The sequence below is a fragment of the Parendozoicomonas callyspongiae genome, assembly GCF_023502345.1.
GTDB lineage: Bacteria > Pseudomonadota > Gammaproteobacteria > Pseudomonadales > Endozoicomonadaceae > Sansalvadorimonas > Sansalvadorimonas callyspongiae.
The window spans coordinates 82,413-95,414 of the sequence record NZ_JAMFLX010000014.1 but is presented as its reverse complement, the minus strand read 5'-3'; the positions used below and the strand labels follow the sequence as shown (position 1 = coordinate 95,414).

The following is a 13,002-nucleotide window of genomic DNA, read 5'->3' as shown; positions in this document are numbered from 1 at the left end:
GGCCAGGCGAGGCCAAAGAATTGATGAGGTGTGTATGGCTGAACGACTGAGCAATAATTTCCAGTTTGTGCAGGTCGATCGCAAAGATCCTGCCAAGAAAAAGCTGCAGGTTCGCAAAAACGAATTTGTAGAAATTTACGACACTTACCAAGAGAAAGATGTCCGTAACCAGGCCCACCGCTGTCTGGAGTGTGGTAATCCTTACTGTGAATGGAAGTGTCCCGTTCACAACTATATTCCTGACTGGCTGAAGCTGGTCAGCGAAGGTCAGCTGTTCAAAGCAGCGGAGCTGTCCCACCAGACCAACTCATTGCCGGAAGTCTGTGGCCGGGTCTGCCCTCAGGATCGCCTGTGTGAAGGAGCCTGTACCCTGAATGATGGTTTTGGTGCAGTGACCATCGGTGCCACGGAAAAATATATTACCGATACTGCGCTTTCCATGGGCTGGCGCCCGGATATGTCATCGGTTGAGTGGACCGACAAAAAGGTGGCTGTGATTGGTGCCGGGCCGGCTGGGCTTGCCTGTGCCGATGTTCTGGTACGTCATGGTGTTAAGCCGGTGGTCTTTGATCGTTATCCGGAAATTGGTGGACTGCTGACGTTTGGTATTCCGGAATTCAAACTCGAAAAAGGCGTGATGGAGAGGCGCCGGGAAATCTTCACCGAAATGGGTGTTGAATTCCGGCTGGAAACAGAAGTCGGCAAGGATATTTCCATGGAAGATCTGCTGGCTGGCTATGACGCCGTATTTATGGGGATGGGAACCTATAACTACATGAAGGGCGGCTTTGCAGGTGAAGGTCTTCCCGGTGTTTATGATGCTCTGCCTTTCCTGGTTTCCAACGTCAATCGTAATCTTGGTTTTGAGAAATCACCTGAAGACTTTATTGATCTGAAAGGCAAGAAAGTCGTGGTTCTCGGTGGTGGTGATACCGCCATGGACTGTAACCGAACTTCCATTCGTCAGCAGGCCAGGTCAGTCACCTGTGCCTATCGCCGGGATGAAGCCAATATGCCAGGCTCCCGCAAAGAGGTGAAAAACGCCAAGCAGGAAGGTGTGCGCTTCCTCTTCAACCGCCAGCCTGTGGGGATTGTCGGTGATGGCAAAGTTGAAGGCGTTAAGGTTGTGACTACTCAGCTGGGTGAGCCGGATGAGAATGGTCGGCGCCGCCCTGAACCTGTTGCAGGTAGTGAAGAGATACTTCCGGCTGATGCAGTGCTGATTGCCTTTGGTTTCCGTCCAAGTCCTGCTGACTGGTTCAAAGATCATGATGTTCAGACTGATGAAGGTGGGCGAGTGATCGCGCCTGAGCAGGCTGAGTATCCATTCCAGACCTCAAACCCCAAGGTGTTTGCGGGAGGAGATATGGTGCGGGGATCTGACCTGGTGGTTACGGCTATCTGGGAAGGTCGACAGGCCGCAGAAGGGATTATGGATTATTTGGATATATAATCTGTAACTACTGAAACAATAAAGGAGAGCATTTGCTCTCCTTTATTATGAGTATCAAAGACTGCGCAGTTAGCAGGTTGCAATTACTTCGATCTCAACCTTGGCATCTTTCGGCAGGCGGGCAACTTCAACACAGCTGCGCGCAGGGAATGGCAAAGTGAAATACTGCTTGTAGACTTCGTTGATATCAGTGAAGTCGTTCATATCTTTGATGAAGATGGTGGTTTTACGCACCTTGCTCATGCTTGAGCCTGCAGCTTCCAGAATAGCTTTAACATTTTCCAGAGACTGACGGGCCTGAGACTTAGCGTCTTCCGGCATATCTCCGGTTTCTGGATCAATCGGCAGCTGACCGGAAGTGATGATCATGCCGTTGAACTGCATAGCTTGAGAATAAGGACCGATTGCAGCAGGTGCATCGGAAGTTTCGATTACTCGTTCCATTGTCAGGTTTACTTTAAGTTGTGCGTTACTGAAGGTGCCACCCGGCAGGCATTCTTTTTCAGCCCGCTTAGACTGTTGGCTCTTGTACTTGCTCAGTGTGTCCTCTTATGGGGGGCATGGGGATTCGCACTGATCTTGAGAAAACAAGGAGCTGGATATTACTTGTTCATGTTGCAGCTGCGTTGATGTCAGTCAAAAGAATCATATTTATGTAAAAAACTCAAAATTTTTTCAATTTAAGGATATTCAGACTGTAGGTGTTGTCTGTATTAAGGTAGTGTGTGCCCGATGGGTAGTATAGGAGTTTGCTGTGACTGGGCTTAAAAATGATACTCTGCTCAAAGCGCTGTTGAGAGAGCCGGTTGACTACACGCCAGTCTGGATGATGCGTCAAGCTGGGCGTTATCTTCCCGAATATCGTGCCAGTCGTGCGAAAGCCGGCGATTTTATGAGTCTGTGCAGGAATGCTGATTTCGCCTGCGAGGTGACTTTGCAGCCTCTTGATCGTTATCCCCTCGATGCTGCCATTCTGTTTTCAGATATTTTGACGGTTCCTGATGCTATGGGGCTTGGTCTTTATTTTGAAACAGGTGAAGGCCCCAAGTTCAAGAAAATCGTTCGTACAGCAGATGATGTTGAGTCGCTGATTACTCCAAAAATGGATGATGAGCTGAACTATGTCATGAATGCAGTTCGGACTATTCGCAGTGAACTGAATGGTCGTGTGCCATTGATTGGCTTCACTGGCAGCCCCTGGACACTGGCAACCTATATGATTGAGGGTGGCAGCAGCAAAGACTTCCGTCATATCAAAGGTATGATGTTTGACCAGCCGCAGGTGCTGCATGCCCTGCTTGGCAAGTTGGCTGATGTGGTGACTGATTACCTGAATGCCCAGATCAAAAGTGGTGCCCAGGCTGTCCAGATTTTTGATACCTGGGGTGGCGCGCTGGGTGGTCGCGAATATCGTGAATTCTCCCTGGCATACATGGAAAAGATTGTCCGTGGCCTGATCCGTGAAAATGAAGGGCGACGGGTGCCGGTTATTGTGTTCACCAAGAATGGTGGGCAGTGGCTGGAGGATATGGCCAGCACTGGAGCTGATGCTTTAGGTCTTGACTGGACTACGGATATCAAACAGGCCCGGGAGCGTGTGGGTAGCAAGGTTGCTCTGCAGGGTAATATGGATCCTTGTATCCTCTATGCGTCGCCTGCCCGGATTCGGGAAGAAGTTAAGCGTATTCTGGAAGACTTTGGTCCTAACCCAGGCCATGTATTCAACCTCGGGCATGGTATTCACCAGTTTGTCGATCCTGAGCGTGCAGGTGTGTTTGTTGAGGCTGTGCGTGAGTTTTCCCAGAAGTAACTGATTTCTGTGAATATAAAAACCGGGAAACTTTCCCGGTTTTTATATTCATCTCGTTTGTACTTAACTTTCTCTGGCAATGGCCTTGTGGCCAATATCAGTGCGGTAGTAGCAGTTATCCCAGGAAATTTTACTGACACCCTCGTATGCGGTTTTCTGGGCTTCAGAAACAGTTACACCTAAAGCTGTTACGCAGAGTACACGTCCGCCGTTAGTAACGACATTACCGTCATCAAGGGTTGTGCCTGCATGGAAAACGAGGGCATCCATGTCACTGTTAAGCCCGTGGATGACATCCCCTTTGTTATAGCTGGCAGGATAACCTCCTGCAGCCATGACAACTCCCATTGAGGCCCTGGAATCCCATTCGCAGGTTTTGCCTGACAACTCTCCGTTGGTACCAGCCAGACAGAGTTCAACCAGATCGGATTTCATCCGGGCCAGGATAGGCTGGGTTTCCGGGTCACCAAAGCGGCAGTTGTATTCCAGAACCTTGGGGGTGCCGTCCGGTGTGATCATGATGCCTGCATAAAGAAAACCGGAGTACTGATAACCTTCCTTTGCCATTCCCTGAACAGTGGGATAAATCACCTCTTCCATAATGCGGTTATGCATCTGGGGTGTAACCACTGGAGCAGGTGAGTAAGCGCCCATGCCGCCGGTATTCGGGCCGATGTCACCATTATCTCTGGCTTTATGATCCTGGCTGGTGGCCAGCGGCAAAACATTCTTGCCATCCACCATAACGATAAAACTGGCTTCCTCGCCGGTAAGAAACTCTTCAATAACAACACGGTGACCTGCTTCACCAAAAGCATTGCCCGCCAGCATATCTTCAATTGCGGTAATAGCTTCCTGCTCTGTCTGGGCAAGAATTACACCTTTACCTGCTGCAAGGCCGTCTGCCTTAACAACGATTGGTGCTCCCTGTTGTTTGACATAAGCAACGGCAGGTTCGATTTCAGTGAAATTGGCATAAGCAGCAGTGGGGATCTTGTGACGGGCGAGAAAATCCTTGGTGAAGGCTTTGGAGCCTTCAAGTTGTGCAGAACCTTTGTCTGGCCCAAAGATAGTCAGGCCCTCCTGACGAAAACGGTCAACCACACCGATAACAAGGGGGGCTTCCGGGCCAACAATGGTCAGGTCTATGCCTGAATCTTTGGCGAACTCAACAAGTCGATCGACATCCGTTACATCAATGGCTACATTGGAAACTCTGGGTTCCAGCTCTGTGCCAGCATTGCCGGGAGCTACAAAGACTTCTGAGGTCAGGGGAGACTGTGCAGCCTTCCATGCCAGTGCATGTTCGCGGCCCCCGCTGCCAATAATCAAAATATTCATAGTGAATCCCTTATTATCTGAATCATATGGCGGCAGGGAGCCGCCATAGCGAGCGATTAAATTTGAGTTATTTTCTTGTTGTTTTAGGTTCTGTTGACGTAAGTTTATGCATTCAGCACCAGTGAGGCTTTTCAGACTTAGACGCAGACGTGAAGGAAGACTGGTTGTCTTTCAAACGGCTGCAACGACGAGCTGGAAAGCTTCACTGACGCCCTGCGGGTGGCCCAGAAAGCCGCCACTCGCTGCGTCAGGTTTGCTCGATGTAGAACCACTACACCTTCACAAGCCTTTCTTGCGATTAGCGGCTTTCTGAGCCACTGAATCGCACAAACTTACGTCAATATAATCTAGTGACGGAAGTGGCGCATTCCGGTAAATACCATGGCCATTCCTGCTTCATTGGCGGCTTCAATCACCTCTTGATCCCGCATTGAGCCACCGGGCTGAATAACAGCAGAGATACCAGCTGCTGCAGCGGCATCAATGCCATCCCTGAAGGGGAAGAAAGCGTCAGAAGCCATAACGGAACCAACAACCTCTAAGCCCTCATCACCAGCTTTAATACTTGCGATCTTGGCACTGTAAACCCGGCTCATCTGGCCGGCTCCAACACCAATGGTCTGATTGTTCTTGCAGTAGACAATGGCATTGGACTTAACGAAACGAGCAACCTTCCAGGCGAATTGCAGGTCGCGCATTTCATCATCTGTCGGATGTCGTTCAGTGACTATTTTGTAATCGTCAGCACCGATACGGGCAATATCTGCATCCTGAACCAGTAACCCCCCATTCACCCGTTTGTAATCAAGGAACGGGCTGGGTGTTGAAGGAAGTTCTCCACAGGTGAGGACACGAATGTTTGGCTTGGTTGCCAGAACCTCTTCACAGCCATTGCCCAGTGATGGAGCAATAATGACTTCCACAAACTGACGATCAAGGATGGCTCTTGCTGTCACTGCATCAAGAGGGCAGTTAAAAGCGATAATGCCACCAAAGGCCGAGGTCGGGTCAGTAGCATAGGCCTTGTCATAGGCCTCCAGGCAGTCAGTACCGATTGCAACACCGCAGGGGTTGGCATGTTTCACGATCACACAGGCAGGCTGCTCAAATCCTTTCACACATTCCAGGGCTGCATCGGTGTCTGCAATATTGTTGTATGAAAGTGCCTTGCCCTGATGTACGGACGCTGTAGAAATGCTGGCTTCCAGTGGCTTGCGCTCGGTATAGAAGGCTGCTTTCTGGTGGGGGTTCTCCCCGTAACGCATTTCTGCCGACTTAATAAACTGAGTGTTGAAGGTGTTCGGGAAGTCTGTTTTCTGGCTGGTTTGTTCCGGATTCAGTCTGCCGAGATAGTTGGCAATCGCCCCATCATAGGCGGCTGCGTGCTCAAAGGCTTCTACAGCCAGCTGGAACCGTAAAGTGTCATCAAGTCCGCTCTGGGCTTCCAGAGTGCGGGCAATATTGTCGTAATGGTTGGTGTTGACAACAATAGCCGTGTACTTGTGATTCTTGGCGGTTGCACGAACCATTGTCGGGCCACCGATATCAATATTCTCAATGGCATCTTCAATGGTGCAGTCAGGATTCGCTATGGTTTTCTCGAAGGGGTAGAGGTTGACCACAACCATATCGATCGGGGTGATGTCATGGTCTGCCATAGCCTGATCATCCTGTCCCCGGCGGGCCAGAATTCCTCCATGGATCTTCGGATGCAGCGTTTTGACCCGTCCATCCATCATTTCAGGGAAACCAGTGTAATCGGAGACTTCTGTGACCGGAATCTGGTTTTCCTGCAGCAGGCGAAATGTTCCGCCAGTGGAGAGTAGTTCTATATTGAGGGATGCCAGGCGTCGGGCGAATTCAACAATACCCTGTTTGTCGGACACACTGATAAGTGCTCTGCGGACAGGGCGAATGCCTGTGTTCTCAGCCATTACAGTTTCACTCACAAATTGTTACCTGATGGATAGGTCGGGCAATTATTGGGCTCTCTGCCGCCCTGGCAGGCCTTTATAAGCTCTGTTTATTAGCCCAAGGCTGTTCTTTGCTCAAGGCAGCTTCTTATTATTCCTTAAAATCTCAGAGCTTTTAACTACCAAACCCTGATTTTCAGCGACCAGAAACAAAACAGGCGGATTGTATCCGCCTGTTTCTGAATCTTTTTTACAGTAAGCCGTACTGCTTCAGCTTTTTCCGGAGAGTGCCCCGGTTCAGACCCAGCATCACGGATGCCTTGGTCTGGTTGCCTTTCACGTAGGTCATTACGGTTTCCAGTAGAGGAGCTTCAACCTCAGACAGAACCATGTTGTAAACGTTGGTGACATCATGGCCATCGAGATGGGCAAAGTAGTTATTCATTGCCTTCTCAACACTGTCTCGCAGTGTCTGGGTTTCCTGGGCGACAGGGCTGTTTAGACTTTGACGTGGTGCCCCTGTTACATTTTCCTGAGTGGTGAAATCGGTAACTGTCATGCCGCAAACTCCTTTCCTTTGATGAAATGCGCAAAATGTTCCCTGATATCGGCAATCTGAGCTGTTGAGCTTTCCAGCCGGTTGAAGGCCCTGCGAAACTCTTCCCTATCGGCACTGGCCTGGAGATACCAGCCAACATGTTTGCGAGCAATGCGAACTCCCATGACTTCCCCGTAGAACTTGTGCAGGTCCTGCAGGTGATCCAGCAGAGTGTCACATACTTTTTCCATTGACGGTGCCGGAAGGTGTTCGCCGTATTCCAGATAGTGGGATATCTCCCGAAATATCCACGGACGTCCCTGAGCAGCTCTGCCGATCATCACCGCCTGGGCTCCGGTGTGGTCCAGAACCTGGCGCGCTTTGGCTGGTGAGTTGATATCACCATTGGCAATCACCGGAATATTTACCGTTGAACAGATATCTGCAATGGTGTCGTATTCCGCTTCCCCGCGATACATGCAGCTGCGAGTCCTGCCATGTACGGCAAGCGCCTTGATACCGCAATCTTCCGCAATGCGGGCAATTGTGGTGCCATTACGATGTTCGGGGCTCCATCCTGTACGAATCTTCAGGGTGACAGGAATATCTACGGCCGCAACCACGGATTCGAGAATACTCCTGACCAGCGCTTCGTCCTTGAGAAGGGCTGAACCGGCTGCTTTGTTGCAGACCTTTTTGGCAGGGCACCCCATATTGATATCAATAATCTGGGCACCCATTGCAGCATTGCAGCGGGCGGCTTCTGCCATCATCTCAGGATCGCCACCTGTGATCTGGACAGAACGGGGCTCGGGTTCGCCTGTGTGGTCAAGTCGCAGTTTGGATTTGCGGGTATTCCAGAGACGCACATCGCTGGTCACCATTTCAGACACAACCAGCCCGGCTCCCTGTCTCAGGCACAGCCTGCGAAAAGGAAGGTCAGTCACTCCGGCCATGGGAGCCAGAACAACTGGCGGGGTAATCTGGTAAGGTCCGATATTTAGCAACTTGGTTTCACACTTGAAAGTTTCGGGATCTGGCTGATCAAAAAATGATCTATTGGGGTTGGGTATATTAACCCGATGAACCCCATGAATAAAGCTGCTTACATATCATCCGAAATGGCCATATGTAACAGCCCTCAGGGCCAGTCGACCAGATAACTGTCTAAATATCAGGCGGCTCTATATTGACGCTATCACTGCAAATGACAAGATGTGCTGGTGAATTTTTCAACCTGTTTTGATCTGAGTCAGAAATGGTTAATTACAAGAACTCAACGTTAACCGAGCTGGCTCCTTTTCCCGGACTGATCACACGGAACGAGATATGAACGGGCTGCTCTGATTCCATAACTCTGGCCCCAGCCACTTCACCTGAAAGATAAGCCTCGGGCTGCAAGATTCTGGAGCCAATTATATTACCCGCACTGTCTAAAACCGTCAGACGCAAAGGAGGATAGGCCTGATCAAAGCTGGCAGTGTTGGTGATGATGGTATCAATATCGAGAGTGTTCTGATATTCCTGATCATGGCGCAGAACAACCTGGCTGGCTTTGATCAGGGTGGAATCCCGTAACTCAGGTACAGTGCAGCCAACCAGGCTGCAAAGTGATGTCAGTGCTGGACGGGTGCTTTGGTCAAATGCAAGAGTGTTGAAATTAGCCTGAACATATTGACCAGCCAGAAGTACGACAGCCAGCAAGGACGCTATAGACCAGAGGGCAGGCTGCAGTTTATTTTTCTTCTGGTAGTGCAGCTGGATAGGATCACTGTCCAGGTTATCAAGAGAAGGTGTTTCCTCCTGAGAAGCAGGGGCTGGTTCTTCTTTGATATCTTCGGGCTTCTCCTGCTCCATGTCTGGTGTGAAGTCAGGCTCCTGCTTCGTGTTGATTTCCAGCTCTTCCAGAAGCTGCCTTGCCCACTCTTCATCGTCTTCTTCTGGTGCAGGTTTAGGCGTATCTGTGGTGTTATTGGTTGGACTGGGCTTGGCTGGCTTGGAAAGACTTTGTGATATCAGTTCCTGAAAAGAGGAATCCTCAGTCAGCATATTTTCGCTGGCCTTGAATACATGCAGGCAGGAACCGCAGCGAACAGAGCCATGGGCGGCCTGAACGTGTGCCTTATTAATACGAAAAGCCGTATGGCACTCCGGGCAACGGGTTATCCAGGTTTTCTGATCGATTTTTTCTGGTGTTGTTTGCATGGATTCAGAGAATGACGCTGTTCAAAACTGGCAGAAGACGCTTGTCCCATTCTGCCAGTTTTAGCAGGTAAACTCTAACCCCGCCGGTTAAATGCTGGCTTTACGGATGCCAGACAGTCTAACCCAGCCATCTTCAACAACAGCAGGCTCCATATCAAACCATGGAGTATAAGCCGCTGTAACATCGTCAGTCTGCTCCTCCAGAATGCCGGACAGGGCCAGTTTGCCTTCAGGCTTGGTCAGATTGGCGATGGTTTCAGCCAGTGAAATAAGGGGGCCAGCCAGGATGTTAGCTACCATAATATCAGCCAGTATTTCTGGCGTTTCCCGTGGATAACAGATCTTGATATTGCTGGTGTCGATATTATTGCGACCGGCATTATCCAGGGTAGCTTCCAGAGCCTGAGGGTCGGTGTCTACACCGAGAACATGCTTTGCGCCCAGCAGCAGTGAAGCGATGCCCAGAATCCCGGAGCCACAGCCGTAATCGATAACCTGCTTGCCATTCATATCCTGGGCGTCCAGCCACTTCAGGCACAAAGCTGTTGTCGGGTGAGTGCCGGTACCGAAAGCAAGCCCTGGATCAAGCATCAGGTTAACGGCATTCTCATCGGGCACTTCTTTCCAGCTGGGGCAGACCCAAAGACGTTTGCCAAACTGCATGGGATGGAAGTGCTCCATCCATTCGCGCTCCCAGTCTTTGTCTTCCACAATTTCAACCCGGTGAGCAGAGAAGGAGCCGGCTGCTGACTGGTTCAGCTGTTCGATCACTTCTTCCATATCGGCATCTGCTGTAAACAGTCCGATAAGGCGTAGGTTATCCCAGAGAGGGGTGGTACCCAGATCTGGTTCGTAGAGAGGCTGGTCGCTGCCATCCTGCAGAGTAACAGCGCAGGCACCACACTCCAAAAGCAGGTCTTCAAGCTCTGAGGATCTGTCGGGAGTTGTATCTAGTTTGATTTGAATCCAGGACATGGTGTCTCAAATAGGCCGTAAAGACCGTTTGTTTTTGGTTATGCGTCTGGCTCTGCCGAGAAAATAACGGTTCAGAATTGCGCAGGGAATAGATTGACGGGGGAGGGTAGAGAGCGGGGAGGCCGCTGTCAAACGATGGCAATATGTATTTGCGTGAATGAATTAATCACAAGTTATTTGTTCTTTGATGCAGATGCCTCAGTAGTTGTATCAGTATGAATGGTGGTTCGCCTTTCTTGTTATTGTCACTCTCCCAGCCGGATGGGGTGGGAGAGTGGGCGGAGCATATTATTGAGCCAGGCTTGCAGACTGGTTTTATGATTAGTTGGTTCGCGGAATCGTTAGCCTTCGAGCTTCTTGGTCAGGTAGTGAATGCTGACACCACCTTCAAGGAATCCTGCATCACGTACCAGCTCCTGATGGAGAGGTGTATTGGTACGAATACCATCAATAACCAGTTCATCCAAAGCGTTACGCATACGGGCCATTGCCGTTGCGCGGTCAGGGCCATAAGCGATCAGTTTGGCAATCAGGGAATCGTAGAATGGAGGAACCGTGTATCCACTATACAGGTGAGAGTCAACGCGAACACCGTTACCGCCAGGCATATGCAGCTGGGTCAGCTTGCCAGGGGAAGGCATGAAGGTTTTTGGATCTTCAGCGTTAATACGGCACTCGATAGCATGGCCTTCGAACTTGATATCTTCCTGACGCAGGGTCAGAGGTTCACCGCTGGCAATACGCAGCTGCTCCTTAATGATATCAATACCAGTGATTTCTTCGGAAACTGGATGCTCTACCTGAACACGGGTGTTCATCTCAATAAAGTAGAACTCGCCATCCTGATACAGGAATTCAAAGGTACCAGCGCCACGGTAACCGATTTCAATGCAGGCATCGGTACAGGCTTTGGCTATTGCGTCACGCTTATCCTGAGGAATGCCTGGAGCAGGCGCTTCTTCAATTACCTTCTGGTGGCGGCGTTGCAGGGAGCAGTCACGGTCGCCCAGGTGAATTGCGTTGCCCTGGCCGTCAGAAAGAATCTGAACTTCAACGTGACGCGGAGTTTCCAGGAATTTCTCCATGTAAACAATGTCGTTGTTGAAGGCGGCACCGGCTTCAGTGCGGGTTACGCTGATTGCGTTCAGCAGGCCCTGTTCGCGATGAACGGTACGCATGCCGCGACCACCACCACCACCGGCAGCCTTGATGATAACCGGGTAGCCGATTTCACGAGCCAGGCGCAGGTTGCGTTCGTGGTCATCGTTCAGGGGGCCATCAGAACCGGGAACGGTTGGAACGCCGGCTTTCTTCATGGCCTTGATAGCGGAAACCTTATCACCCATCAGGCGGATGCTTTCAGGGCTTGGACCGATAAAGGTGAAACCGCTGCGCTCAACCTGTTCGGCGAAGTCAGCGTTCTCAGCCAGGAAGCCGTATCCGGGGTGGATGGCAACGGCATCAGTCACTTCTGCAGCACTGATAATCGCAGGGATATTCAGGTAGCTTTCAGTCGGGCTGTTGGGGCCAATACAGACGGTTTCGTCTGCCAGGCGGACATGCATCAAATTCTCATCGGCCTTGGAGTGGACCGCGACGGTTTTGATGCCCATTTCCTTGCATGCGCGAAGGATTCTCAGGGCAATTTCGCCCCGGTTGGCAATGAGGACTTTTTCCAGCATGGCTTGATTTTCCGACCGCTCAGACGATGGTGAACAGGGGCTGATCAAACTCAACAGCAGAGCCGTTTTCGATCAGTACTGCTTCGATCATGCCGGCTTTGTCGGCCTTGATCTGGTTCATCATCTTCATGGCTTCAACGATGCAGAGTACGTCGCCTTCCTTAACGTGCTGACCAACTTCCACGAAGGGAGCGGAGCTTGGAGAAGGGGAACGGTAGAAAGTGCCGACCATTGGGGACTGCACCTGGTGACCTTTAGGAGTATCTGCAGCAGGAGCTTCAGCAGCAGGGGCTTCTGCAACTGGGGCCGCTGCTGGTGCAGGAGCCTGAACAGCTTGAGCAGGAGCTGCGTAAACTGCCTGTTGAGCAGGAACTGGCTGGCTGGAGTGGCGGCTGATGCGAACGGATTCTTCGCCTTCATGAATTTCCAGCTCGTCGATGCCGGATTCTTCGAGCAGCTCAATCAGCTTTTTAACTTTACGGATGTCCATGATCAATCCCGGGTTGTTCGGTTTTCTTGCTACGGAAGTCTGGGTTAAGGCTTGGAATTTTGCTCGAGACTGCGAATGGCAGCCTGCAGGGCAAACTCATAACCTGCAGCACCCAGTCCGCAGATGACTCCTACTGCAACATCAGAAAAGTAGGAGTGGTGCCGGAAAGCTTCCCGACTATGTACGTTTGAGAGATGAACTTCATAGAACGGAATACCAACTCCCAGCAGGGCATCCCTCAGAGCAATGCTCGTGTGAGTAAATGCGGCAGGGTTAAATATGATGCAATCAATGCCCTGATGGGCGGCATCATGGATGCGCTCTATCAGTTCGTACTCAGCGTTACTCTGTAAATATTGCAAGTGATGACCGGCTGCCAGAGCCTGGTCAGTCAGCAACTGGTTGATGTCATCCAGAGTCGTCGTGCCATATACATCAGGTTCACGGGTACCAAGCAGGTTCAGGTTTGGTCCATGCAGAACGAGAATGGTGGCCATCTTGAGTATCTCTCAATTTTAGAGGGCATTGTGCCCCATGCATGATCAGGAGTCTAGATCATGCATGTTACAGCACGTTATCTGCATGTTACGTAAAT

At 50.7% G+C, this 13,002-nt stretch carries 12 protein-coding genes; 2 read left to right on the top strand and 10 right to left on the bottom strand.

Annotated features, from left to right (window positions below; all coding sequences use genetic code 11):
• Positions 1-34 precede the first annotated feature (34 nt).
• Positions 35-1,453: an FAD-dependent oxidoreductase gene (locus M3P05_RS11675; protein ID WP_283777773.1), complete on the top strand. Its 1,419-nt coding sequence runs from the start codon at positions 35-37 to the stop codon at positions 1,451-1,453.
• A gap of 69 nt (positions 1,454-1,522) precedes the next feature.
• Here M3P05_RS11675 and M3P05_RS11670 read toward each other — a convergent pair whose 3' ends face one another.
• Entirely contained in the window at positions 1,523-1,897 is a 375-nt protein-coding gene (locus M3P05_RS11670; RefSeq protein WP_249699829.1) for a RidA family protein, read from the bottom strand.
• 310 nt (positions 1,898-2,207) lie between these two features.
• Between M3P05_RS11670 and hemE the strand changes: the two genes are divergently transcribed.
• Entirely contained in the window at positions 2,208-3,263 is a 1,056-nt protein-coding gene (gene hemE, locus M3P05_RS11665; protein ID WP_249699828.1) for a uroporphyrinogen decarboxylase, read from the top strand.
• Positions 3,264-3,326: 63 nt separating this feature from the next.
• Here hemE and purD read toward each other — a convergent pair whose 3' ends face one another.
• From purD to aroQ, 9 genes are all read right to left on the bottom strand, one after another.
• Positions 3,327-4,604, bottom strand: a complete 1,278-nt coding sequence (gene purD / locus M3P05_RS11660; protein ID WP_249699827.1) for a phosphoribosylamine--glycine ligase — start codon at positions 4,602-4,604, stop codon at positions 3,327-3,329.
• 347 nt (positions 4,605-4,951) lie between these two features.
• On the bottom strand, positions 4,952-6,538 hold the full coding sequence (gene purH, locus M3P05_RS11655) for a bifunctional phosphoribosylaminoimidazolecarboxamide formyltransferase/IMP cyclohydrolase (RefSeq protein WP_249699860.1): 1,587 nt from the start codon (positions 6,536-6,538) through the stop codon (positions 4,952-4,954).
• A 229-nt stretch (positions 6,539-6,767) separates the two neighbouring features.
• Positions 6,768-7,076: a DNA-binding transcriptional regulator Fis gene (gene fis, locus M3P05_RS11650; RefSeq protein ID WP_249699826.1), complete on the bottom strand. Its 309-nt coding sequence runs from the start codon at positions 7,074-7,076 to the stop codon at positions 6,768-6,770.
• A complete protein-coding gene (gene dusB, locus M3P05_RS11645) occupies positions 7,073-8,062 on the bottom strand; it encodes a tRNA dihydrouridine synthase DusB (RefSeq protein WP_249699824.1) in 990 nt (329 codons plus the stop codon). The genes fis and dusB overlap by 4 nt, the downstream gene beginning before the upstream one ends.
• 259 nt (positions 8,063-8,321) lie before the next feature.
• Positions 8,322-9,260, bottom strand: a complete 939-nt coding sequence (locus tag M3P05_RS11640; RefSeq protein ID WP_249699823.1) for a DUF3426 domain-containing protein — start codon at positions 9,258-9,260, stop codon at positions 8,322-8,324.
• 87 nt (positions 9,261-9,347) lie between these two features.
• Entirely contained in the window at positions 9,348-10,235 is an 888-nt protein-coding gene (gene prmA, locus M3P05_RS11635; RefSeq protein WP_249699821.1) for a 50S ribosomal protein L11 methyltransferase, read from the bottom strand.
• A 341-nt stretch (positions 10,236-10,576) separates the two neighbouring features.
• Entirely contained in the window at positions 10,577-11,917 is a 1,341-nt protein-coding gene (accC, locus tag M3P05_RS11630) for an acetyl-CoA carboxylase biotin carboxylase subunit (RefSeq protein ID WP_249699820.1), read from the bottom strand.
• Positions 11,918-11,936: 19 nt separating this feature from the next.
• Positions 11,937-12,407, bottom strand: coding sequence for an acetyl-CoA carboxylase biotin carboxyl carrier protein (accB, locus tag M3P05_RS11625; protein ID WP_249699819.1), 471 nt, complete (start codon positions 12,405-12,407; stop codon positions 11,937-11,939).
• A 44-nt stretch (positions 12,408-12,451) separates the two neighbouring features.
• Positions 12,452-12,904, bottom strand: coding sequence for a type II 3-dehydroquinate dehydratase (gene aroQ / locus M3P05_RS11620; protein WP_249699818.1), 453 nt, complete (start codon positions 12,902-12,904; stop codon positions 12,452-12,454).
• Between the last annotated feature and the right edge of the window lie 98 nt (positions 12,905-13,002).